The organism is Robertkochia sediminum (genome assembly GCF_016786255.1).
Taxonomy (GTDB): Bacteria; Bacteroidota; Bacteroidia; order Flavobacteriales; family Flavobacteriaceae; genus Robertkochia; species Robertkochia sediminum.
Genome location: NZ_JADMKT010000062.1, coordinates 231792 through 256202, shown reverse-complemented (window position 1 = coordinate 256202; position 24411 = coordinate 231792). Strand labels below are relative to the sequence as shown.

The following is a 24411-nucleotide window of genomic DNA, read 5'->3' as shown; positions in this document are numbered from 1 at the left end:
TCAGGAAACAATGCATCGAAATACATTGGGAACGGTGAAGATAAGAAAATGGGTGGGCTTAATGGCATGCCTCATATCGATACTCTTTATAGGATGTAAGGAAAAAGCCGATAGTAAAGAGGGAGTAAGGAGTAGTGAGTTGGGAGTAGGGAGTAGTGAGTCGGATAATGAAAAGGGACCATCTGAGGAAATCAATCCGGCCCAAACCAAAACCATTCTCTTCTTTGGGAACAGCCTTACCGCAGGGATGGGACTCGATACTGAAGAAGCTTTTCCTGCCCTGGTGCAGGATCGTCTGGATTCGCTACAGCTCGGCTATAAGGTGATCAATGCCGGATTGAGCGGGGATACGACCGCCAGCGGACTCTCCCGTTTGGATTGGGTGCTGGAAGGGGAGGTCGATATCTTTATCCTGGAGCTCGGCGCCAATGATGGTTTACGCGGAATCCCACTTACAGAAACGCGTAAGAACCTGCAAACGATGATCGATAAGGTAAAAGCCAAATATCCGGAAGCCACCATTATCCTCGCAGGAATGCAAATGCCACCCAACCTGGGACCGGAATACACCACCACCTTTAAGAATATATACCCCGAACTCGCCAAAGAAAACAACCTGCCGCTTATTCCCTTCTTATTAGACGGCGTAGCCGGCGATCCCAGCCTCAACCAGGAAGACGGCATTCACCCCACCGCCGAAGGGCAGAAGGTGTTGATGGAGAATGTGTGGGAGGTTTTGAGTGGGGAATTAGGGAAGTAGGGAAATCGGGATTTAGGGATTATTATATTCTTCTTTGAAGCCCTACTCTTTGTTTATATAGCATTTTCTGTACTGGGATAAGACGATCCTTAATGATATTCTCGGTATTGGCAAGTCGAAGACGTTCTGATAACCTTAGCAAGGTTTCTAATTCTGATGCAGATCCCAGTGCAATATTTATAAAGCGACAGTAATCTTTAGTACTTCCTCTGGCAGCACCTTCAGCTATATTCGACGGTATGGATACTACCGCTCGGTTAATTTGAGAAACAAGCCCGTACCTCTCATAATCAGGAAACTGTTTTGTGAGGTTATAGATCTCTTCAACAAGATCCATACTGCGATTATAAACGTCTAAATCTGTATGCATTTAATTTATTTTATTTCTATAAATGTAGAAAATAATCTATATTTATTATTGTCAATATCAAAACTAATTCCCGTTTCCCCGTTTCCCCATTTCCCTCTTTCCCCATTTCCCTCTTTCCCTCTTTCCCTCTTTCCCCATTTCCCTCTTTCCCTCTTTCCCGACTTTTCCGTATCTTTAATAAACTCACCCCTGAGTTTACTTCAACTTAATCTTCCTGTAAGAAATTCTAACCTTTCCCTAACACAGCCTTAACTACAGGGTGAACCGCGTGTTTTAATATTGCGGTGTAATAGTCAATAAACGAAGTAAGATGAAAAACAGAAAGTTATCTCAAATGGGTTGGGCTATGGCTATCGTATTCGGTATGGCCACGCTTGTCATTGCCTGTACCAACGATTCTGATGAACTGGAATCTTGTGGATGCACCTATTATCCCGAGATCAACCAATGGCTTCCCGATCCGTTGGATGCCGATGATGTGAAAGGTGAAGACACCTATTACAGCGGAGAACGTTTGCGATCGCTCAATAGCGATTGTCTTGATCGTTGTGAATAAGAAAAGTTCGAATTAGCGTTAAAATAGAAGGAGGGTTGAGCACATCAGGTGGTTAAACCCTTTTTTTATTTCAAGGACATCCTTTCGCCAAGGGAATTCCATGCTCTTTACTGATTAAAATAGCTCTTTTTATATCCTGATCCGATGCTCTGCTCCATAAGCAATACCTCGGGTTTGTCTTTTCGCAATCCGACCTGCCAGTTGTTGTAGATCTCCCAGTCGTCGTTGGTGTATACCGGCGCTCCATATGCTGTCCTAAGGGCTTTGCGAATGCGGTCTTCCTCTCCCTTTCCGGTGAGAATCCACACTACGTTCAGGATGTTGTCGCCAAAGCGCGCTTCTGCCTTCCTCGGAAATCCCATATAATCTACCCCAAAGCAATTCACCTGTACCTGGGCGTTAGGGTCCGAACCGTCAAGGGTTTCTTTAAAGGTGACCATACTGTGCTGTTCCATTAACGGGGTCATGGTCTCCAGGGAAGCTCCCATGGTGAGAAAGGCCGGTATCCCGGTTTCTTTTATTGGAGGATAAGCTGTACGGTCGGGGTTTTGCAAAAACGGATTTTCCCAGGCGAAGAGATTCACATGCAGGGCGGCATCACTGAGTATCCATGCGGTATCTTGCTTCTTCTGAATAAATAGTTTATCGGCAAAGAAGACGTCGTAGTCCATATAGGTACGAATCGAATCGGTTGCGGCCTTCGGAAATATTTCGGAGGCATTCCCTCGCGCTTCGACATAGACTAACTGGTTATCTGCAAAGGTGAAAACCACCTTTTCCAGCGTACCAGTGGCTGTAGTAACGCCATGGCAAATAAGGTGAGCCTCTTCCTTTTCCGCCAGCGGAAACCGCGGTTCGGCAATGGTGATCAGTTTTGTGGAAGCAGACCGTTCTTGCATAAGGGCCTCCACTTCAGCAAGCGGTGCGTTCATTTGGATACCTGCAAGTGCGGGGATGTCCTGGGCTATGGCGCATAAAGGCAAAAGGGCCATAAACAAGGCCAAAAAGGATTTTAACATAATACTGTTTTTTGATTGATGATGTATTGCTTCAGAAGCACAAGAAGTGCTTCGGTCTTTTAAAGATGATGTCAAAACAAAATTGTTACACTTGGGTGGATTATGATCAAATTGATCGATCCTTTTCTCACGGCCAACAAATCACCATTCCCTAAAAACTCCCAAGCCTATATGCCCATCTACCAAACTCATGAGATCGCCACGTCGTCCTCCACCCGCCTCTCTCCGGGAGGTGAACTCGCGAGGATGAAATCTCCGCCCTACCTATTCTCTACTCTCCATTCTCCATTCTCTACGCTCTATTTCACCCTTGTAACAAATCCGGGTTTCTGATACTAACCAATATGAATCATCAATAGCACCACCATATGAAACATATAATGACTTTCAGTATGATGCTTTTTCTTAGCGGCACCTTAGGGGTGTTGGCGCAAAGCGATCTTACCAATACCATAAGAAAAATGGACAGTCTTTATTTTAAGGCCTATAACGAATGTGATATGGATACTCAGGCCGATTTCTATCATGAGGATATTGAATTCTATCACGATAGTGGCGGATTGGTCACCGACAAGCAGGCTTTGCTGAAGTCTATCGAAGAGAATATTTGCGGTAAGGTGAGCAGGGAACTGTTAGAGGGGAGCATCGAAGTCTCAGCCATACCGGGCTTTGGTGCCGTAGCGATAGGGAAACACTCCTTTATCAACCACATGGAAGGCGACAGTAAGTCTGAACCCAGTAAGTTTGTTGTGGTTTGGAAGGACACCCCCGAGGGTTGGAAGATATACCGCGTGATCAGTTTGCACTAAGGTAAAGGGGAAAAATCCCTCCTGTACCAAGGTTTCGGAGGATGAAAAGGTTAATGGGTAAAGAGCTGAAAGGAGGGTAAGCCCTACTCACTACTCCCTACTCCCTACTCCCTAACCACTACCTACACACATTATTGATATACTGGTAATCCAGCACATAGGTCTTCTTGTAGTCTACCAGGAATCGGCCGGTGCTAAACTGACAATTAAACTCGAGTTCATCACCTTCATCAATAGCATGGAAGTCAGCCCTGGGGAGTTTCCCGGGATCACAGCTTATGGGTTTGGAGAAGTCTTCCAGTCGGTTTTGTGCGATGGCATTCATTTCCGACTTCACATCACTAACCAGTTTCGCATCTCCCAATCCGTCGAGTAGTGCTGTCTGCTCGACAAACTCGATATCCCTGCCGATCACCTTTCCCTGGCGGTGAATTCCCAATGAATCTATTTGGTATTCACTACGGAAAAAGGTGTGGATGTAGGCGATCTTGACAAAGTTCTGATCGTCTTCCATACGGGAATTATTGTATTCCGGACGCACCTTGGTCGATCCGGCTTCCACCAGAAAGGAATCAATAGGGAGCTCCCTCACATCATACCAGATCTCGTGTTTTTGGTATTCGTAACCCTCAAAAGCCTCGCCATTCTGCGTGTCGCCCGTTTGTAAACAATTGGTATACATGGTGGCTTCCTTGGCCACATAGTGAAATCCGTTGCGCTCCCTGAAGAACGGGATCTTATATTCCTGCTTTAGCGTCCACTTCCCCTGGTACTTATAACAGGGATAATAGCAATCGTCGGGGAGTTCCTTCAGCTTTACATAAGGATTGATATAGTGGTTTTCGAAACTCCATTTCAGCATGTCATAACGCGAATCGGATGTAGATACCACGTCATTTTCTGCCGGCATCACAGGGGTATACTTATACACTAAATAAAGCCCGCCAAGCACAAGGGCAGCAACCAGGGCAAGTAAAAGTTTGTTTAACGGATTCTTTTTTACTTCAACAACAACCTCATTACTGTGCTCTTTGGCTTTCATCAATTCCAGGGAACGTTGCACATTGCGTACCGCTCTTCCGAATTCACCCTCAGAAGCCGTTCCGTTGATCAACCTGGAGAATTGCGAATCACTGTAAAAAAGGTCGCGGGCGATCTTCGAATTACTGGTCGATTCAAATTTATTCTTCTCCCTGTCGAAGCAACCGTAGATACGTTCCAGCAATTCGATAAAATTTTGATGCAGTGCAGCGATGTGGTTCTTATCCGACATGATGTGTAGGGCCTTGGTTGATAGTGCAAATATGGATAAAATTCACTAAAAATTGATAAAAACGCTTAAAACACCGCTCAGCAGAAGCCATTTTTATAATATTGACAAAATTGCCGTATGAACATTACGGTAATTACGTGTTAAACAATCGTTATTTCACCCGAAACTTAAATCAATTACGAATGAAAATTTACCTAAAAAAGACTTTTCTGGTATTAGGGATCTTGCTTGCCCATATCAGTTTTGCCCAGGATCAACAGCGCATTACGGGTACGGTCTTAGACGACACCCAATTGCCAATGGCCGGGGTTGCCGTAATGGAAGAAGGAACTTCCAACGGTACGGTGACCAATTTTGACGGCGAGTTTACCCTGACCGTCTCCGGAGGTAACGCCAACCTCGTGTTTTCTTATATTGGCTTTAAAACGCAAACGATTGCGTTGGCTAATGCTACTGTCCCTCTGCAAGTTATTATGCAAACCGATGTGACCACCCTTGAAGGTGTGGTGGTGACATCACTTGGTTTTGAAGAGCGATCTGATGAATTGGGTTATGCCAACACCCTGGTAGAAGGAGAAGCTGTGGTACAGGCCAAGGAGGCTACCCTGCTTAACGGACTCTCAGGGAAATCTTCAGGAGTGCGTATTACCAGGAACTCGGGTGACCCGGGTGCCGGTTCGTATATTCAGATTCGTGGATTGTCTTCTATAGATCGTTCTACCCAGCCCCTTATTATTGTAGATGGGGTGCCTATTAGTAATGACACCCGTGGTAACAGTGACCGCAGTGGGGTATCTCAGCAATCACGTTTGAATGACCTTAACCCTAACGACATCGAAAGCATGTCGGTACTTAAGGGAGCTTCTGCTGCAGCCCTATGGGGAACGCAGGCCCTCGGTGGGGTGATCATGATCACTACCAAGAGTGGTAAGTTCAATGAAAAAATGTCGATCAGCTACCAGAGTACCTTCTCTTACGATGAGATCAACCGTCGTTATCCGCTGCAAACCAGGTTCGGACAAGGAGATAACGGGGTTTACGACCAACGTGCCCGTGACTCCTGGGGAGATAAGATCGCCGACCGTGCAGGCGGAGAAGATGAGTTCGATACGACCGGAGAGTTTTATGTAGACCAGGATGGGCGCACCTACTATCCGATCATCAATAAGAATTCACAGCGTATCTACGACGATTCGAACTTTGACCAGGTATTCGATAACGGATACTTCTTCGAGAATAACCTCAGTATTACAGGAGGAGGAAAGAACACTTCTGTATTCTTCAGTTTAGGAGACCTTGACCAACAAGGGGTCATCAAGAACAATTCTGACTACAGAAGAACAACGGCTCGTTTTAATGCAAAACACCGTTTTAACGACTGGCTGCGTATGAAGTTCACCTCGAACTATTCGCGTACCAGCTCGAACCGTATTCGTAAGGGAGCGAGTTCTTCAGGGCTCTACCTTGGATTGCTCAGAACCCCGGCCGATTTCGATATCTCAGGATATAGAGGAGATTACTACAGTTCACCCGATGCTTCCCCGATCGCTAACAGACACCGATCGTACAGAGAGCCGCTGGGAGCCGATGGCACACCAACCTACAACAACCCATTATGGACCATTAACGAACAGGAAAACCTGGCCGTGGTAGACCGTTACATTACCAATGTAGAATTTACGGCATCGCCAACACCGTGGTTAGACCTGATCTCAAGAACCGGTTTAGACCAGTATACCGAAGAAAGATCACAGTTCCTCACACCGGGATCGGCAGCAGGTGAGTTCCGCCCGGGATATATGGCGGTTTCTCAGGCCCACAATACCGTATTCAATACCACCTGGATGGCGAAGATCGATCCTAAGATCCACAAAGACTTTTCTCTCGACGGGATCGTCGGATTCAACTATTTCTCAGATCGTTCTGTAGTGAATTCTGCCACCGCGACCAATTTCATCCAATTCATCGATGTGGCCAGCGGGATAAGAGACCTTAACAATTCCCTGCCTGAAAACATCCAGGCGGGATACGGAAGTACGAGTCAGCGCAAGGCGGCCGTATTCGGAACCATGAACTTCTCGGCCTATGAGATGTTCTTCCTCAATGCTTCCCTGCGTACGGAAGCGGCTTCAACCTTTGGTTCGGAGTCCGGAGACACCTTTACCTTCCCATCGGTATCTACAGCATGGCAGTTTACCGAGCTTTTCCCTGAGAATAACACCCTGTCTTTTGGTAAGCTGAGAGCTTCCTACGGAGAGGTGGGGGTTGAGCCAAGACCTTACAGGACACTTAATAACTATGTGCAGCCTACCTTTGGCGATAACCTGGGAGGTGAGTTAAATACAGGACTCTTTGGGAACGGTGCTTTTGTGCCAAGCGCAAGACTGGGTAACAACCAGCTAAGACCGGAGCGTAAGAAAGAGTTCGAAATAGGGGTAGACCTGCGTTTCTTTAACGATCGTCTTTCTTTTAGCGGAACCTACTTTGATAACGTTACAGAAGATGTCTTACTCGATATTTCCCTGGCCAATTCCACCGGATTTGCAGAGATCTACGACAATGCCGGAGAGATCACCAACAAAGGGGTCGAAGTCGATATGGGTTATCAGATCATTTCCGGAGAAGACTGGAACTGGGAGATCGGAGGTAACTACACCCGAATCCGTAATGAGGTTACCGAGCTACGCGGCATTGCTTCCCTTAACCTGGGCGGACTTGCAGCAGTGAGTTCAAGAGCCGTTGAAGGCTATCCGCTGGGTGTGCTTTGGGGATCTAAAAGCCTTAGAGACGAAGCCGGAAATGTGGTGCTCGATGAGTACGGTTTCCCGGTACAGGATCAGACCGAAGGCGTGATCGGAGACCCTAACCCTGATTGGCAGGGTGCCTTGACCAGCTCATTGAGCTATAAAGGATTTAACCTGCGCGTATTGTTCGAAACCTACCAGGGGGCAGATATCTACGCCGGTACCAAATCGGTACTTACCGACCTTGGTCGTTGGGAGAGTACAGCCAATGAAGTGACTGCAACCCGAAACTATTTCGAGGCGAACGGAAACATTATCAATATCGGGGAGACCTTCCGTGGGAATGTAGCCGACTTTGGAGGTGGACCGGTAGCGCTTACCGAAACCTGGTATAACGGTGAAGGAGGATTCTTCGGAGGAGGAAATGATGAGCTCTACATCGAAGACGGTTCCTGGAGTCGTATTCGTGAGATCGCCCTTTCCTACAACTGGTCTTCAGACTGGTTGAAAGAGAAGACCTCTTTTGAGTCTGTACAGTTCTCGGTAATGGGAAGAAACCTCTTCTTATGGACCGAATTCGAAGGGAACGATCCCGATACCAACCTCTCAGGGGTAAGTAAAGCAAGAGGTATCGATTACTTCAACAACCCCGGTACCAAGTCGTATGTATTTAGTTTAACCCTGAACCTGTAATTATTAAAACGATGAAAATGAAAACGCTAATATATAGTTTAGGAGCCGCCCTGTGTCTCTGGTCTTGCAGTGAAGCAGTGGGAGACATCAACCAGGACCCCAACAATGTGACCAGCAGTCCGTACGAGAATATTATCACAGGGGCTGAGGTCGGAAATATCGTATTGCAAACAGGAGAATCGGCCCGAAGAGCCGGGATCTTCGCCGGACAATTTACCGGGATCGATCGTCAGCATTTGGGATTCTCTCAATACTCGGTTATTGCGAGTGATTTTGATCCGCTGTGGTATGCCACCTTTGTAAATACCATTAGAAATGCCAAGATCGCCGAAGATGTGATCGCTGAAAATGGGGAAGAAGCTCCCGTTTCCCGAGGTATCACCCGCGTACTTCAGGCCTATGCCTTCGGAACGGCAACCTCCCTTTTCGGGAATATTCCTTTTGACGAAGCAGCCGAAGAGAACGTGCTGAATCCGGTATACGAAGATCAGCTTACAGTATATGCCAAGGTACAAGGCCTGCTGGATGCAGCCATTGCCGACCTCGCTGCGGGAACCGGAAGACCACAATCGGGAACAGAGATCTATTTTGACGGGAATCCGCAACAATGGATCGCTGCTGCATATACCCTGAAAGCCCGTTTTTATATGCACACCGGAGAATATGCCATGGCCTATAGTGCCGCTCAGAACGGGATCGCAGATCCTGCTAACAATATGATGGCACCCGCCGGTTCGGCCCAGGAAGCCAACAATCTCTATTATCAGTTCTTTGCCCTGGAAACCCGCGGTGCAGACCTCGTAGTATCCGACTTTATGGCGAGCCTCATCGAACCGGGAACAGGAAATCCGATCCCGGCGAACTACCGCGGTAACGCTAAGACCAATGAGGCCGGACGCTTTAAATACCTGCTCACCAAGAACAGTGTAGGGATACAGCCGAATACGAATAACGGATTTGCAGCTATGGAGGCTTCTGCTCCTTTGGTGACCTTCGAAGAGAACATGCTCATCCTGGCCGAGGCCGGACTGCGTTCGGGAGGCTTCGATACCGGACTCACCCATCTTAACGAATACCGAGCCTACCTGGCCGGAGGTGGTTATATGACCAGCGCCGATGCGGCCGATATTCAATACGACGCCTATGTGGCAGCCGACTTTGATAACGGAGGGATCGAGAATACCGACGGGATCGCTCCTGCCGATGCCCTGCTCAGAGAGATCCTCGAAGAGCGCTATATTACCCTTTTCGGTCAAATTGAAACTTTTAATGACACCCGAAGAACAGAGGGAGAAGCGTCAGTGCGTGTTCCGGTAACACCAAACACGGGTAGCCAGTTGCCACAGCGCTTCCTGATCCCGCAAACCGAAGTAGATCGTAATGAGAATGCTCCGAACCCAATTCCGGACTTCTTTGCACCGACCCCGGTAAACCAATAAGTAGATGAATAAAATTGCGAACATGATATCCCGAATACAATGGATCATCCTATTGCTAACCCTGGGGCTTGCCAGCCTCAGCGTTAGCGCTCAGGACAATGAAGAAGAACGCGTATTGTTCATCGGTAACAGTTTCACCTTTTTCTGGAATACTCCCCAACTGGTAGAGGCCATGGCCAAAGACCAGGGCGTGAACCTTGATGCTTTTCAAAGTACCGTGGGTGGTAGTCACCTGAAACAACACTGGGAGGGAGAAAAGAACACCCAAACCCGCAAGCGTTTAGAAGAAGAGTCATGGAGCCGCGTGATCATACAGGATCACAGTACCAGCACCATAGCCCATACCGAACGCTTTCGCGAATACGCCGGGAAGTTTATCGACCTGGTAAGGGAAAAGCAGGCAGAGCCTGTGCTCTTTCTCACCTGGGCCTATGACTCGAATCCGGTGATGCAACCCGAGATCACCGAGGAGTATCTGAAGCTGGGTAAAGAAAAGGGCGTTCGCGTGATCCCTGCCGGAATGGTATGGGAGCAGGCCAGAAACCTGCGTCCGGACCTCGACCTCTTCTTTGACGACAAGCATCAGACCCCGGAAGGGACCTACCTCAATGCCTTACTGATCTATAAGACCCTCACGGGGCGATCGGTGGCAGAGATCCCGAACCGACTGTCGGTGATCACAGCAGATGGAGAGAAGTTGTACCTGACCTTTATCCTGCCGGAGAACGGAAAATTCCTGAGAGACCTTGTAGAACGATTTGATGTAGCGAACACTAATTTTTCGAATTGATGAACCAAACTAAAAAGAACTTATTTATCATCCTGGGGCCTGTGCTATTCCTGATCATGCAGGCGATAGACACCCCCGGAGGCATGCCGGATGCGGCCTGGGATGTGCTAAGCGCCACCCTGTGGATCGCCTTGTGGTGGGTTACCGAAGCGGTGCCTATTGCCGTAACGGCCCTGCTCCCCATCGTGCTGTTCCCCCTCACCGGGGCGAACGACCTGGTGAGCACCACGGCGTCGTACGGGCACAAGTACATCTTTCTCTATATGGGCGGATTTATGCTGGCCATAGCCATAGAGAAATGGGGACTGCACAAGCGTATTGCCTTGCACATTATTAGCCTGATCGGAACCAATGTGACCCGAATCATCTTAGGGTTTATGGTAGCCACGGCCTTTATGAGTATGTGGATCTCCAATACCGCGACCTCGGTGATGATGTTGCCTATTGCCATGTCGATCATTAGTCAGCTTAAAGACAACCCCGATACCGTAGCCGATGAGAATGCTATTTTCGGGAAGGCCCTGATGCTCAGCATCGCCTATTCGGCCTCCATTGGTGGTATTGCTACCCTGATCGGGACACCACCCAACCTGGTGCTGGCCGGATATGTGCAGGAGGTGTACGATATCGAGATCACCTTTTTCCAGTGGTTGATGTTCGGGCTGCCTATTTCGGTATTCCTGCTGGCCATAAGCTGGTACTACCTCACGCGTAAGGCTTTTACCTTTAAACAAAAGGAGTTCCCGGGAGGTAAGGCAGAGATCCAAAGACTCATTGCAGAACTCGGACCCATGAAAAGGGAAGAGAAGATGGTGCTTACCATTTTCGTACTTACCGCCTTTGCCTGGATCACCCGCTCGTTCTTCTTACAAAAGATCTTCCCTGCTATAGACGATACTATCATAGCCATGTGCGCAGGTATCGCCCTGTTCTGTTTGCCGGCCAAAGGGTCGCGCAACCTGATCAATTGGGAAGAGGCCGTAAAGATGCCCTGGGGGATCATCATCCTCTTTGGGGGTGGTATGGCCCTGGCCGCCGCCTTTGAATCGTCCGGTCTGGCAGTTTGGCTGGGTAACAGTATGACCCTGCTGCAATTCCTCCCATTGGTATTGCTGGTAGTGCTCATTATCGCCAGTGTGAACTTCATTACCGAAATGACCTCCAACCTGGCGACCACGGCCATGCTGTTGCCTATCCTGGCACCGGTAGCCATCTCGCTGGGGGTGAATCCGTATATCCTGATGGTCGCCACGACCGTTGCAGCCTCCTGTGCCTTTATGCTTCCGGTGGCTACTCCGCCCAATGCCGTGGTGTTTGGATCGGGATATTTGAGAATACCCGATATGATACGTACCGGAATATGGATGAACATCATTTCCATTGTACTCTTGTCGGTATTCGTTTATTTCCTGCTACCCTTGGTATGGGATTTCGATCCGCTGTCACTCGGTCAGGAATTTGTAAAAACAACCAATTAAACAACACAGAAATCATTAAAACTTTGATATGAAAAAAATGTCTAACCTTTTGAAGTATATCGCCCCCGCCTTTATGCTGGGGATGTTTACCCTGGTCGTTTCCTGTGACGACGACGATGAGGCGGCTATAGACGACTCCAACCTGATCTTTATGGAAGGAGAACTCAATGGCGCCGAATTTAAGGATAGCGCTACCGACGTGCTTACCAATGTTGATATAAGCCTGATCTTTTCTCATGAAATGGTTACCGCAGCGGTTACCGATAATCTGAGCATTAGCGGCGGGAACGGTGCAGCCGATTTCAACGTGGATTTCACCAATACGAATTCGACCCTGCTGTTGAGCAGTAGCGATGAACTGGCCTATGAAACCACCTATACCATTAGCCTGCCTGCAGGTGCTTATGGAGCTAAAGGAGAAACCCTGAATGACGATTTTTCAGTATCGTTCACCACCCAGGCCTTTATTCCGCCTCAGGTATCGCTTTCGGTAACTACGATCGAGATCGAAGAGAACGGTGGTTCTGCCACCCTTACCGCAGCGCTTGATAAGCCTGCCGATAACGACGTAACTGTAGTACTGGAATCAGTAGGTTCAGCTACCCTGGATGCCGACTTCACCCTGGATCCACTTAGTGTGGTGATCCCTGCAGGGAGCCTGGAAGCAACAGCCACCATCACCTCATTACTCGATAGCGAGAATGAGATCAATGAAGAGATCATTATCGGTATCGCCTCTGTGACCAATGCCGATGCCGGAGAGCCTTCTTCTGTTGTTGTAACCATTCAGGAACAGGCAGCCCCATTATCACTTAAAGGGATCATGGCCATGACCTGGGATGGTTCAGGAACCAATGACGGTAAGGCCATTCACCTTATCGCTAATGAAGCGATTGCCGACCTGAGTGTTTACGGACTCGGTATTGCGAATAACGGTGGAGGAACCGACGGTCGCGAGCTGGACCTTCCTGCGATAAGCGTTGCTGCCGGAGACCATATTCTTGTGGTGCGTGAGCCTGCCCTGCTGGAGGCTTATTTTGGAGCCTGCTTTGCAGAATTCGACCATGTGATCCCTGTGGCTACTGCTGTAACCCAGAACGGAGACGATGCCATCGAACTCTTTAGTGGCGACCAGGTGATCGAAACCTATGGAGATGCCAATGTAGACGGAACAGGAGAGCCATGGGAGTATACCGGAAGCTGGGCGTATAAGTACGACGGTGAATGGATCACCGGTGGTGTGGATTGTACCGTAGGAGCGACGACCATGGATGCTTCATCTTGTGTGTATCCGCTTTGTGCCCCGGCCGTTGAGCTTAAGGGAGTGCTTGCCCTCCTGTGGGACGGAAGTGGAACCAACGGAGGTAAGGCATGGCACCTGAGAGTGAATAAAGATGTAGAAGACCTCAGTATCTACGGAATTGGGGTTGCCAATAACGGTGGAGGAACCGACGGACAAGAATTTACGCTTCCGGCAGTTTCTGCTAAGGAAGGTGATAATATCCTTATCGCCCGTGAGCCGGGAACCATCACCGCATATTTCGGAGGTTGTGCCAATAAGTTCGACCTGGTGATCGACTCTCAGGATACAGCCAACCAGAATGGTGACGATGCCATCGAGCTCTTTGAGAACGGTGTGGTGATCGAAACCTATGGGGATGCCAATGTAGACGGAACCGGTGAAGGCTGGGAATACAGCGGTACCTGGGCCTATAAGATGGATGGTATCTGGACGGTTGGCGGACTCGATTGTGCGGCGACAGCAACCAGCAACGCCAACTCTGCATGTCCGTACCCGGAATGTAATTAAATATAATTAGTTGCACGACTCGCGGGATCTTCAGGAAAACGGGAGTTTGTGTAAAGTTCAGGAAGTGGATTGGGGGTAAATGGAAGGAGAAATCCCGATATTTATCCCCATACTTTTAACCAACCCTATCTATTATGAATGATCTTTTTAAACGCCTCATGCCTTTGTGCCTGGTCTTACTTACCCTTGTGGGGTGTAGCTCCGGCAGCGAAGAGACTGACGCCCCGGCGCTTTCGGTTTTCGGGGTAACGGTAAGCGGAATGAATGGCAGGAGCAATCCTGAAGGGGTGGCCCTGAATACCACGATCAGTATAAATTTCTCATCGGCCCTGAAGCGATCGGCCTTTGAGAGTGCGCTGAGCATTACAGACCCTAACGGGGCTGTACCCTTTGAGGTGAGTTACTCCAATGCGGCTGCTACGGCGAATATTACTCTGAATGACCTTGCGCCTATGGCCGAACACCAATTCGAACTGCGTACCGGAAGCCTGGGCGAAAAAGGAGAACGCCTGCAAGAGGCACTCACCTTTAGGTTTACTACGGTAGCCGATAATAGCTTTAGCGCGTGTACTTCGGGAACAGCAGCCTGTTTGCGTTCGTTTTCCATCGATGCGAATGGCACCGGTCACGGATTCCAGTTCTACAGCAATTACGATGTCACCGGTGACCCGGAGCAGGTGTGGGCCGGGATCAAAAATCTTATCGTGGTGGTACACGGTCAAAACCGTGATGCCGATAATTATTTCAGGATCATGAACCAGACCATTACTGGAACGGCACTGGAAGGGAAGACCCTGGTGATCGCCCCGTATTTTAAAGATGATGCTGCAGCAGGTGGAGACGAATTGTTCTGGGGCAGCTCATGGCGTTTTGGTGCCAATGCCAGCAATGCCGGCACCTCGGTAAGTTCCTTTGCGGTGATCGATGCCCTGATCAACGAGTTTACGGGAGATACCCGTTTTCCCGATATGGCTAATGTGATGGTTACCGGCCATTCTTCCGGAGCGAGCTTCACCCATTACTACGCCCTCTCCAGCGAGGTAGCAGCGCAACACCCCGGTCTGAACTTTGGGTACAGCGTGCTGAACAGTCAGTACTTTTTCTACCCCACAGGCCAGCGCTTCGATGAATCCAATGGCAGCTGGAGTACTCCTGCCAATTGCGGGGGATACACCTCCTGGCCATACGGATACGATTATGCTCCGGCCTATTTGGACGGGGTAGAGAAGAACGAGGTGGTACAGCGATTGTCGGCGGTGAACATGACCCTCTTTCACGGGGAGAACGACACCTCGACCACGGGAACCTTGAATACCGACGATTGTGCTGCCGTACTGCTGGGAAGCAACAGGCTCGAACGCGGAAAAAATTACAACAACTACCTGAACACCTACTTTTCAGGAAACCATACCGAGCTGATCACCGTACCCAACGCCGCCCATGATGCGGGTGCCATGTACGGTTCATCGGCGTTTATTTCTTACCTGGAAGGAGTGATATCGAATTAGCATATCCTTTTTACATACCTACTAACCAGAAACCCGGGAGATCTTCCCGGGTTTTTTGCTAAAGCCCTACTTCGCTAAAGCTACGCAGGGTGAAAGGGAAATGTTTTCGCGAAGGAACATGGTGACTGAAGCGATCTGCCAAAGGGAAGTAAAGGTGTAAAGAGGTGAAGAGGTAAGGGAGTGCATCTATCCTCTATAATTATTCCCCATTCCCTATTTCATCGTCCGCCTTGTTCTCCGAAACTAATAAGTGAAGGAGAAAGCTTTAGCGAAGGAGGAATCCCTATTCCCTAAAACATTCGTAACTTGTTGAAAATAAATCAACTAGATATGAAATCAAGAATTGTATTGCTGTTTGCCCTGACCTTTAGTTTAATGAGTAATGCCCAGATCATTTCAGGAGATGAGGCGGAAGGAAAGGCCATTCTGGAACAAATGCGCGCATTTTCTGCTGCTTTGGTGGCCGGTGATGGGGAAGCCCTGACAAATATGTATACCGACAATGCCAAGATCTTTCCGGCAGGTAGCAAGATCCTTAGCGGAGATGACCTTAAAGCCTACTGGAATAATGAGAATGAGGCTGAGGTGACCTCGCATAACTTATTTCCGGAAGAGATCCATGTCTCAGGCGATACCGCATACGATTACGGGTATTATTCGGGCACGTCTCAGGATGAAAATGGAGAAACTGTAGTCTGGAAGGGTAAATATGTGGTGGTATGGAAAAAGACCGCAGAAGGCTGGAAGATGTATCTGGACAGCTGGAGTAGGGTTGTGGATAAGTAATGATAAGCTATCCTTTGCTAAGCGGCTTCGTATCCAGAGAACGCATTGTCTTCGCGAGGAGCGAAGCGACAAACCGATCTCCCAAATGTGGGTAAAAGGATAAAGTCGCCAAGTCGCTAAGAAAGCGGAGAAAGCAAAAGGGCGAATGGGCAATGGGTAAATGGCCGATTCCCCAACTCCCGGAACCTGTCTTTATTCTTTACTCTTTAATCTTGATTCAATACGCCTTGTCTTTCGTTATTCAGCTGAAGCTTTAATACATCCGGACGGGAATAATGCCCTGAGGGATCAAAATTCTGGCGTTCCTCCAGCACCTTGTCAATGCTGATATCTGCGGTAAAAAGGCCTTCCCTTTCCACGACGGGTTCCAATACCCATTCCCCGTCAGGACCGGCAATACACGAACCTCCGTTGGCAGATACCTCGGGCATGACCTTGATGAGCTCCTCGTAATAAGGGGTGTTTTCAGGGATGTCATTTTTGGTATGGAGCCCGCTTACGGAAACCACATAACTACGGGATTCTTTGGCGATAAACCGGGTGATGTTTTTGGTATTGCTGAGGTTTCCGGGCCATACGGCGATATGCAGGTTTTCCCCTTGTGCATAGAGGGCTGCCCGTGGCATGGGCATCCAGTTCTCCCAACAATTGAGTCCGCCCACGGTAAACTCCTCGAGGGCGTGCGTTTTTAGTCCGTTACCATCACCGGGCGACCAGCACAGGCGCTCCTCGTAAGTGGGTTGTAGCTTGCGATGCACCGATCGTATGGTTCCCGATTTATCGACATACACCAGGGAACAGTAGAGGGAATGGCCTCCGCGATCCTGGGGTTTTTCCATGATCCCCAGGTAGACCGCAGTGCCCGATGTTTTGGCCGCATCACATATCGGTTGGAGGTCGCCGTTTTCAATACACACGCTGTTTTTAAGGTAGTGGGCGTGGAGTTTCTTATTGTGCTCCGCCTCGAATTCCGCTCCCTTGAAATGCGCCAGCCAAAAGGGATACCCGGGAAGTAAGGCCTCCCCGAAAACCACGAGGTCGGCCTTTTCTGTTCCTGCTTTTTGGATATAGGTCACCACCTTTTCCAGGGTCTTTTGCTTGTCGAGCCATACCGGGGCGATCTGTGCGAGAGCGAGTTTCATTGTTGAACGTTACGGGTTACGGGTTATGAGTTACAAGGTAAAGGTTTTGTAACAAAGTATGCCACCCTGCAACTAACAGGTACATCAATTAAAAACCGGAATCATGAAATTATTATTTACCGGAGCAGCCTTGTTATTAGGCAATGCGTTCTTCTGTTTTGCCCAGGATGACCTCACCGAGGCCATCAAGGCTATGGATCAAAAATACTTTGAAGCCTATAATAATTGCGACATGGAGACCCAGGCCGATATCTATGATGAAGACCTGGAATTTTATCACGATAGCGGCGGACTGTCAACCGATAAGGAGGCGCTTCTACAGTCAATAAAGGACAATATCTGCGGAAAGGTAAGCCGTGAGTTAGTGGAAGGAAGTATACAGGTGTCGCCGGTGCCAGGGTTCGGAGCGGTTGAGATCGGCAAGCATATATTCATTAACCATATGGAGGGCGATAGCAGGCCGGCTCCCAGTACGTTTGTGGTGGTTTGGAAAGACACTCCCAATGGTTGGAAGATTCACCGGGTGATCAGTTTACATGAGTAGCATTATCTTCGTGATGCTTTCCCAAGATAAGTAGGAAGGCCCGCGCCAACCTTAAGACCTGTCCGAAAAGGTATTACAGACCAGTCTTTCAAATTGACTTTAATAACATCCCGGTCTAAACAACTTATGAATTGATTCGCGAATTGACTACATTTTTGTAGAATAAAAGCTACATTTAACTAGTTAATAACATGATCATTCTGAGTATGTATCAACCTTCTCTTGCCTCCTGTTTTAAGTCTGTGATCAGGATCACCTTCATTCTCTTTTTCTTCCTTCCGCAATTGACCAGTGCCCAATCCTGGTATGATAAAAAATGGGAAGAAGTGTATCAGCAGGAGGTCCAGGGCCTTTCCCAAAGTGCTTATCCCATTGTGGAATCCATATTTAAAAGGGCCTCGAAGAAAAAGGATTCCTATCAGTTGGTCAAGGCTTACCTGCATTGGTCCAAGTACAAACTGATGTTGTTTGAAGACACGGAGATCGAGGTGTTGAAGCGGTTGGAACAAGAGATCGATAGGGCTGAAGTGCCTGCAAAAAACCTGCTACGATCAGTGTATGCCGGGATGCTGGAGCAATACCTGCGAAAGAATAGATACAGGATCAGTCGTCGCACCCCCCTGAGTACTTCCGCGGAACCTGATATTGCAAACTTTCAGTCGTGGGATATCCTGACCATGGTAAAAGAGATCAACAAACGCTATGATGCGTCTCTCGTCCCGGCCTCAGAGCTACTTGCCATTGATGTTACCGATGCCGGGATCTTACTCACCAAAGCAGACAAACCTGCTCCATACCGGCCTACCCTTTACGACCTCCTTGCCCATCGCGCTATTGATTTTCATGAAGACAGCTGGCCGGGACTTCCGAGAAAGATCGATTCGGTCAATTTGAAAAGTCCTCATCTTTTGGGACTTCCCGATCAATTTCAACAGTTAACTTTCGTAGAAGAAGACACTGTGCATTCCATAGGAAGAGCGTTCAATGGTTACCAGCGACTGGAGGCGATTCACAATCAAAGAGCAGATACTACCGCCATGATAGATGTCTTTCTCCTTCGCCTCGAGAAGGCCCGGAAAAAGACACTTCTCGAACAAAAGGATTCCCTGTTCTTTAATTCCCTGCAACAGGCCTTAGATAAGTACGAAGATCATCCCGCTTCTGCATTGATCGCCCACACCCTGGCCTCAATGCTCTTTGATAAGACCACTTACGGTAATAGTAAAAATGACCCTGAACTAAAACAGTATCGTATCCGGGCATTGGAGTATGTGAATTGGGCGCTTGAAAATCATCCGGATAGCGATGGCGGTATTATGGCACGAATACTCAAACCCCGAATTGCAAAGCCTAAGTTGAGCCTCACCACCCAGGGAACGGTATTACCCGGAAAACCTGTTTTGAGCAAAGTAGCGTTTAAGGCAGTCGACAGCCTGTATATAAATATCTATACCCTGAAAGATAACGATATACCTGACCCTCGATATGGCAATAGAGATGCAGAGGCCATAAAGTATATGATGGCAAATAAGCCGGTGATCACCAGGTTCTATCAATTGCAACCCAGAACTGATTATTTTGAACACACCACAGAGATCGATCTCCCCGCATTGTCACTCGGGCGCTACCTGCTTGTTGCTTCAGAAACACCCGAACCGGGGCCAAAAGATCTGTTTGGGTATCAGGAATTACAAGTATCATCCATAGCGGTGCTTACCCTGAGTACCAATAAGTACATCGAATATCGCGCAGTAGACCGTCAGTCAGGGCTGGCACTCGCCAACTTGTCATATACAGCCTATGAGCACGGGGTGCCATATAAAAGTGGAAAATCAGACTCCCGCGGACGTATACGTTTTAAGAAACCTGAAGGAAAATCACGTGATATATATCTCGAACTTATGGCTCCGGGAGATACCCTGAAAACCAGCGAGGTGTTTTTACGTAGGTATGGGGATGATGATGAAGATGAGGAGTTTTTAGCGAAGGCCAGTTTGTTCCTTGATCGATCAATCTACCGTCCCGGCCAGACTGTATACTATAAGGGGCTACTCATCCAAACCCGTAAAGGGAAGTCCTCGGTGGTGCCCGGGGTGTATGTCACCATTAACATCTATGATACCAATGGAGATGAGATTCATTATGAAAGGTTAAAGACCAATGAATTTGGGAGTGTCAGTGGGAGCTATACCCTACCGATGGGATTGCTTACCGGGGAATTTTCAATTGAAATGGATGAGGATTATAACGAGGATGGAGATGATGACCCCTGGTGGGAGAAACCGGATGACTTTGAATACCGGGAAGTGTACTTTTCTGTTGAAGAATACAAGCGTCCGCGGTTTTCGGTAGCCCTTGAAGCCCCGGGCACCAACTATGCCCTGGGAGATACAGTACAGATCAAAGGATTGGCACAGGCCTTTATGGGTACACCTGTTGATCAGGCCGAAGTGCGATATAAGGTAACCAGGAGAACAGAGGCCTACGATCCTTGGGAATATATGTCGGCAAATACTACGATTATCATCACAGATACTACAACCACTGATGCCGATGGTAATTTTATGATCAGCTTCCCTGCACTTCCGGATGTTACGGCCGATAAAAAAGAATATCCTGTGTTTAATTATACCATAGAAGCAACAGTGACCGATATCAGTGGGGAAACACGAACCGGGGAACGCGACTTCAGAATGGGATATCAGAACTTAAGGGTGGACATGCATCAGAAAGAAGCCTTCCGTATCGATGAAAAGATCGCTTTGGAGCTTACGGCAACCGATCTGAACGGCTTGCCGGCAGAGGCTTCGGTTGATATCCAGGTGGTTCCCTTAATTGCGCCGGAACGACTGTTATTGGCAAAACGATGGGATCTTGTTGATTGGCAATATCTCGATAAGCAAAAGTATCTCGAATTGTTTCCTCACGAGGTTTATGAGGCTGTCGAATTACAAGAGCACTGGCCTGAAGGGGATCCGGTTTTTGAGTTTACAGGAGAGGTCAATGATTCCATTCGTGTAGAATTGCCCGGTGCTGCCAACTGGAAAGCAGGCACCTATAGGGTGAAACTTTTTGCAAAGAACAAGGCCGGGGATACCCTTTCGGTGCGTAAAGACCTGAAATTACTGCCGGTTGATGAAAAAGCGATCACCCACCCTGTCTTTCTGTCCTGGGAGGTGACAGATCCCTTAAAAATAAGTGAAGAGCGCCGCTTGAAAATTGCGCTTCGTACCGCTGTTGATGGGCTACCTGTTCAGGTTTATGCCGTGCATAATGGCGAATTGTTTTATGACAAGGTCATTGAGATCGCCCCGGGAACCACAAACCTGAAGATACCCTTATCGTCAAAAATTTCAGGAAATATACAGGTAGGCGTATTGTCGGTATGGAATAATAGTAGCTTTCAAAATAATAAGAATCTACGTTTGCCGGAAACTGAAGGCGGACTAAAAGTAGAGACCCTGAGCTTTCGTGACCGCTTATTGCCCGATGCCGGGGAAACCTGGAGCTTTAAGGTAACAGATCATGTAGGGCAGGCGGCTAATGCAGAGTTCCTGGCCAGTATGTACGATTACTCTCTGGAGGAATTCAAGGAGCATCGTTGGGAGACTGACCTGACCTGGGAGGCATATACCTATTATGTCGGGGTTAATTTTTACACCGACCAATTTATGCTTGGCAATTATAGATCGTTGAATTATGGACGTAAACAGAACCTGTCAAGACAACTAAAAAATTATCCTCACCTGGAATGGTTTGGACTCGATCTTGGGGATCCGGAACGAAGTTTTAATAGGTATATTCCCAGAGATATTACCAATAAGGGCTCCGGAAATGTTAAGGGGGTAGTGGTTGATGAAGACGGACTTCCACTTCCAGGAACTACCGTTATAGTTCAAGGCACCAGTCAGGGTACCCAAACGGATTTCGATGGCCTTTTTAGTCTGGATGCCAAAATAGGTGATGTGCTGGAGGTTACTTACATCGGCTATAAAACTCAAAGAATAGTGATCGATAAAATACCTGCAGTGATTAATGTAAGCCTTGAAGCCGATTCCCAGGCGCTTGAGGAGGTGGTCGTTGTGGGTTATGCGATAGAAGAAGAGGCAGACAGTGTCCTTGTTTCAAAGGCAGCAGGAGTAGAAATTTTAGAGCAGCTTACAACAGTATCACCGGGAGAGGCTGAGGTGAAGGTCAGAACCGATCTTGGAGAAACCGCCTTTTTTATGCCCCACCTTACTACCGATGAAAAGGGAGGTCTCTACCTGAACTTCAAGGCGCCCCAGGCCCTCACCCAATGGCGAATGATGCTGCTGGGGCATACCAAAGCGGTTAAGAAGGGGTATACCGAAAAGTATGCTGTCACCCAAAAAGAGCTTAGTGTGTTGCCCAACCTGCCCAGGTTTATGCGTTCAGGAGATACCCTGACACTGACCGCCCGCTTGCAAAACCTCACCGAAGGCTCCATGCAGGCAGAAGCACGTCTTGAACTTCGCGATGCCACCACCGGTAAGTCGGTGAAAATGTTTTTCCAGGGGCAAAACGAAAGTCAGCTGCTTACGATTCCCGCAAAAAGGGGAGGTGTGGCCCGTTGGACTCTTGTGGTACCCAATGGACTGCAAGGTTTGGAATATAAGATCACCGCCCGTGCAGGCACTCATACCGACGGAGAAGGGGGTGTTATCCCAGTACTCGAAAACCGCAGGTTGCTGATGGAATCCCATGCACTGTGGGTGCCCCCGGGGAGTAGCACTACCGTAGGTTTTGAGAATATGAAAGTCCCTTCGGCTACAAGAGAAGACCTCTCTTTTTCCTTGGAGTATACCTCTAACCCTACGTGGACGGCCATTACTTCTTTGCCCTACCTGATCGAGTTTCCCTATGAATGTGCAGAACAAACCTTTGCCCGCTATTATGCTAATGCCCTCGGGGGACATTTACTCGCGAAGAACCCGGAGATAAGGGCGGTGTTTGATCAATGGGTTTCAGACAGTAAAAACATCAATAAGCAAGAAGAAGCTAAGCAACAAGCCCTGCTAAAGGCTACCCCATGGCTTAAAGACTTGCAGAGCGATAAGCAGCAGAGAGCACGGCTGTCGGCGTTGTTCGATGAAACAACCTTGGAGGTCATGGGCAATAATACCCTGGCAAAGCTCAAAGAGTTGCAATTATCTTCCGGAGCTTTCCCCTGGTTTTCCGGAGGGAGAGATAATGCCTTTATTACCAGGCATATCCTGGCAGGATTCGGGCACTTGAAGGTGCTGGAACAACGTAAAGAGTACACAACACAGGAAAAGAAGATCATTGAAAAGGCCCTGCATTGGACAGACGCCTATGCCCTGGAACGATTCCGGAGGATGAAAGAAAGGGACGGTAAACCGGCGATCACCACTGCCGTGCATCATTACCTGTATATGCGTGCCTTTTACCGGGAGGCCTTTCCTCCTGAGGAGGCGGTTACAGCCATGATTGACGAGTATCTTTCGGTTGCCGCACAAGATTGGTTAAAGGAAGAAATGTATGTCCGTGCCTTGATGGTCAATTATCTGTTCTCCTGGAATAAGGAAGAGCAGGCCCAAAAAATGATCACTGCCTTAAAAGAACAGTCGGTGATGGAAACCCAATACGGCATGTACTGGAAGGCCAATAAAAAAGGCTGGTACTGGTACCGCAGTCCTGTAGAGACCCAGGCATTGCTCATCGAAGGATTTGCCAAGGCGGGAGAGAAGAAGGAAGTACTTGACGCTATGAAAATATGGTTGTTAAGGCAGAAGCAAATAAAGAACTGGCCCACCACCAAAGCTACCACTGAGGCTATCTATGCCCTCATTATGGAGGGTAGTGATTGGCTGTCTGTAAAAGATCAAACGGTAATTCGTCTGGGCGATAACACCATTCGTTCGGCTAAACTACGTGAAACCGAAAAAGAAGCAGGGACAGGGTACATGCAGTTACGTTGGTCGTCGAAGGAAGTTACTCCTGAGATGGCAGAGATAACAGTAAAGAATAAAAGTGAGGTACCCGGTTACGGAGGGGTGTACTGGACCTATTTTGAAGCCGCCGATAAGGTTAGGGCTTCGGGTAGTAAGGACCTGTCGGTAACAAAAAAGGTTTTTGTACAAAAAGAGACCATGGCAGGGTCGCGCCTGGTAAAGGTTGATGAAACAGCCCCCATCGAGGTAGGCGACCTGGTAACCGTGCGCCTGGAGATCACTGCAGGTAGCGACCTGGAGTTCTTACACCTGGAAGATTTGCGTGCCAGCGGACTCGAACCTGTTGATGTGATCTCAGGATACCGATGGCAGGACGGACTGGGGTATTATCAAAGTACGCGCGATCTGGCTACCCACTTTTTCTTTGACAGTATGCCTAAAGGCGTTTATGTGATCGAATACCGGGTGCGTGCCAATCACGCCGGGGCCTTCACCAATGGGTTTGCTACCTTGAAAAGTATGTACGCCCCGGAATTCTCAGCCCAAAGTATGGGAGAAAGAATAAGGATTAAGGAGTAATTGCTTAATGTGTCCCCTTGAGTGATTTTGTTTTGCGAAATCGTATCGAGAGGTTTTGGCTTAAGTAAGCCACTGGAATTGAAATGCCCGTCAAAAAAAGAATGGTCTGAAGTGTAATGCTTCAGACCATTCACAATTTATCATCTAAAATCTATAATTCACCTGAGCGTTAGCGAAG

16 protein-coding genes are annotated in these 24411 nt (G+C 48.3%); 12 read left to right on the top strand and 4 right to left on the bottom strand.

The genetic code is table 11. The features are described from left to right. The first annotated feature begins 10 nt into the window (after positions 1-10). Positions 11-760, top strand: coding sequence for an arylesterase (locus IS446_RS01370; protein ID WP_235996361.1), 750 nt, complete (start codon positions 11-13; stop codon positions 758-760). A gap of 22 nt (positions 761-782) precedes the next feature. Here the strand turns inward: IS446_RS01370 and IS446_RS01365 are convergent, their stop codons facing one another. Beyond that, positions 783-1130: a four helix bundle protein gene (locus IS446_RS01365; RefSeq protein ID WP_203057607.1), complete on the bottom strand. Its 348-nt coding sequence runs from the start codon at positions 1128-1130 to the stop codon at positions 783-785. A gap of 310 nt (positions 1131-1440) precedes the next feature. On the opposite strand from IS446_RS01365, the gene IS446_RS01360 reads away from it, so the two are divergent. Then, on the top strand, positions 1441-1686 hold the full coding sequence (locus tag IS446_RS01360) for a hypothetical protein (protein WP_203057605.1): 246 nt from the start codon (positions 1441-1443) through the stop codon (positions 1684-1686). A 107-nt stretch (positions 1687-1793) separates the two neighbouring features. Here IS446_RS01360 and IS446_RS01355 read toward each other — a convergent pair whose 3' ends face one another. After that, a complete protein-coding gene (locus tag IS446_RS01355; RefSeq protein WP_203057603.1) occupies positions 1794-2705 on the bottom strand; it encodes a hypothetical protein in 912 nt (303 codons plus the stop codon). A gap of 368 nt (positions 2706-3073) precedes the next feature. On the opposite strand from IS446_RS01355, the gene IS446_RS01350 reads away from it, so the two are divergent. Then, the gene (locus IS446_RS01350; protein WP_235996360.1) at positions 3074-3514 is read left to right on the top strand and encodes a nuclear transport factor 2 family protein; all 441 of its coding nucleotides are present in this window, start codon (positions 3074-3076) and stop codon (positions 3512-3514) included. A gap of 118 nt (positions 3515-3632) precedes the next feature. On the opposite strand, the gene IS446_RS01345 is transcribed toward IS446_RS01350, so the two are convergent. After that, positions 3633-4787, bottom strand: a complete 1155-nt coding sequence (locus IS446_RS01345; protein ID WP_203057601.1) for a hypothetical protein — start codon at positions 4785-4787, stop codon at positions 3633-3635. A gap of 182 nt (positions 4788-4969) precedes the next feature. Between IS446_RS01345 and IS446_RS01340 the strand changes: the two genes are divergently transcribed. The 7 genes from IS446_RS01340 (at position 4970) to IS446_RS01310 (ending at position 16035) form a co-directional block, all read left to right on the top strand. Further along, positions 4970-8224 (top strand): SusC/RagA family TonB-linked outer membrane protein, encoded by a 3255-nt coding sequence (locus tag IS446_RS01340; protein ID WP_203057599.1) that lies wholly within the window; start codon positions 4970-4972, stop codon positions 8222-8224. Positions 8225-8241: 17 nt separating this feature from the next. Next, a complete protein-coding gene (locus IS446_RS01335; protein ID WP_203057590.1) occupies positions 8242-9663 on the top strand; it encodes a SusD/RagB family nutrient-binding outer membrane lipoprotein in 1422 nt (473 codons plus the stop codon). A gap of 4 nt (positions 9664-9667) precedes the next feature. Further along, positions 9668-10453 carry a DUF4886 domain-containing protein gene (locus IS446_RS01330; protein WP_203057580.1) on the top strand — a complete coding sequence of 262 codons (786 nt, stop codon included), beginning with the start codon at positions 9668-9670 and terminating at the stop codon, positions 10451-10453. Beyond that, positions 10453-11931 (top strand): SLC13 family permease, encoded by a 1479-nt coding sequence (locus IS446_RS01325; protein WP_203057578.1) that lies wholly within the window; start codon positions 10453-10455, stop codon positions 11929-11931. Before IS446_RS01330 ends, IS446_RS01325 begins: the two co-directional genes overlap by 1 nt. Before the next feature lie 28 nt (positions 11932-11959). Continuing rightward, entirely contained in the window at positions 11960-13741 is a 1782-nt protein-coding gene (locus IS446_RS01320) for an Ig-like domain-containing protein (RefSeq protein ID WP_203057569.1), read from the top strand. 134 nt (positions 13742-13875) lie between these two features. Then, entirely contained in the window at positions 13876-15249 is a 1374-nt protein-coding gene (locus IS446_RS01315) for an Ig-like domain-containing protein (protein ID WP_203057567.1), read from the top strand. Between the two features lie 330 nt (positions 15250-15579). Then, positions 15580-16035, top strand: a complete 456-nt coding sequence (locus IS446_RS01310; RefSeq protein ID WP_203057565.1) for a YybH family protein — start codon at positions 15580-15582, stop codon at positions 16033-16035. Positions 16036-16241: 206 nt separating this feature from the next. Here the strand turns inward: IS446_RS01310 and IS446_RS01305 are convergent, their stop codons facing one another. Continuing rightward, positions 16242-17177, bottom strand: coding sequence for a carbon-nitrogen hydrolase family protein (locus tag IS446_RS01305; RefSeq protein ID WP_203057563.1), 936 nt, complete (start codon positions 17175-17177; stop codon positions 16242-16244). A 103-nt stretch (positions 17178-17280) separates the two neighbouring features. On the opposite strand from IS446_RS01305, the gene IS446_RS01300 reads away from it, so the two are divergent. Both IS446_RS01300 and IS446_RS01295 read left to right on the top strand, forming a co-directional pair. Continuing rightward, the gene (locus IS446_RS01300) at positions 17281-17721 is read left to right on the top strand and encodes a nuclear transport factor 2 family protein (protein WP_235996359.1); all 441 of its coding nucleotides are present in this window, start codon (positions 17281-17283) and stop codon (positions 17719-17721) included. A gap of 191 nt (positions 17722-17912) precedes the next feature. Further along, positions 17913-24233 carry an alpha-2-macroglobulin family protein gene (locus tag IS446_RS01295; protein ID WP_203057561.1) on the top strand — a complete coding sequence of 2107 codons (6321 nt, stop codon included), beginning with the start codon at positions 17913-17915 and terminating at the stop codon, positions 24231-24233. Positions 24234-24411 lie beyond the last annotated feature (178 nt).

Coding starts and splice junctions, on each gene's coding strand:
- IS446_RS01315 (WP_203057567.1), top strand. CDS start 13,876: ATGAATGATCTTTTTAAACGCCTCATGCCTTTGTGCCTGGTCTTACTT.
- IS446_RS01335 (WP_203057590.1), top strand. CDS start 8,242: ATGAAAACGCTAATATATAGTTTAGGAGCCGCCCTGTGTCTCTGGTCT.
- IS446_RS01325 (WP_203057578.1), top strand. CDS start 10,453: ATGAACCAAACTAAAAAGAACTTATTTATCATCCTGGGGCCTGTGCTA.
- IS446_RS01330 (WP_203057580.1), top strand. CDS start 9,668: ATGAATAAAATTGCGAACATGATATCCCGAATACAATGGATCATCCTA.
- IS446_RS01355 (WP_203057603.1), bottom strand. CDS start 2,705: ATGTTAAAATCCTTTTTGGCCTTGTTTATGGCCCTTTTGCCTTTATGC.
- IS446_RS01305 (WP_203057563.1), bottom strand. CDS start 17,177: ATGAAACTCGCTCTCGCACAGATCGCCCCGGTATGGCTCGACAAGCAA.
- IS446_RS01310 (WP_203057565.1), top strand. CDS start 15,580: ATGAAATCAAGAATTGTATTGCTGTTTGCCCTGACCTTTAGTTTAATG.
- IS446_RS01320 (WP_203057569.1), top strand. CDS start 11,960: ATGAAAAAAATGTCTAACCTTTTGAAGTATATCGCCCCCGCCTTTATG.
- IS446_RS01370 (WP_235996361.1), top strand. CDS start 11: ATGCATCGAAATACATTGGGAACGGTGAAGATAAGAAAATGGGTGGGC.
- IS446_RS01295 (WP_203057561.1), top strand. CDS start 17,913: ATGATCATTCTGAGTATGTATCAACCTTCTCTTGCCTCCTGTTTTAAG.
- IS446_RS01365 (WP_203057607.1), bottom strand. CDS start 1,130: ATGCATACAGATTTAGACGTTTATAATCGCAGTATGGATCTTGTTGAA.
- IS446_RS01350 (WP_235996360.1), top strand. CDS start 3,074: ATGAAACATATAATGACTTTCAGTATGATGCTTTTTCTTAGCGGCACC.
- IS446_RS01345 (WP_203057601.1), bottom strand. CDS start 4,787: ATGTCGGATAAGAACCACATCGCTGCACTGCATCAAAATTTTATCGAA.
- IS446_RS01340 (WP_203057599.1), top strand. CDS start 4,970: ATGAAAATTTACCTAAAAAAGACTTTTCTGGTATTAGGGATCTTGCTT.
- IS446_RS01360 (WP_203057605.1), top strand. CDS start 1,441: ATGAAAAACAGAAAGTTATCTCAAATGGGTTGGGCTATGGCTATCGTA.
- IS446_RS01300 (WP_235996359.1), top strand. CDS start 17,281: ATGAAATTATTATTTACCGGAGCAGCCTTGTTATTAGGCAATGCGTTC.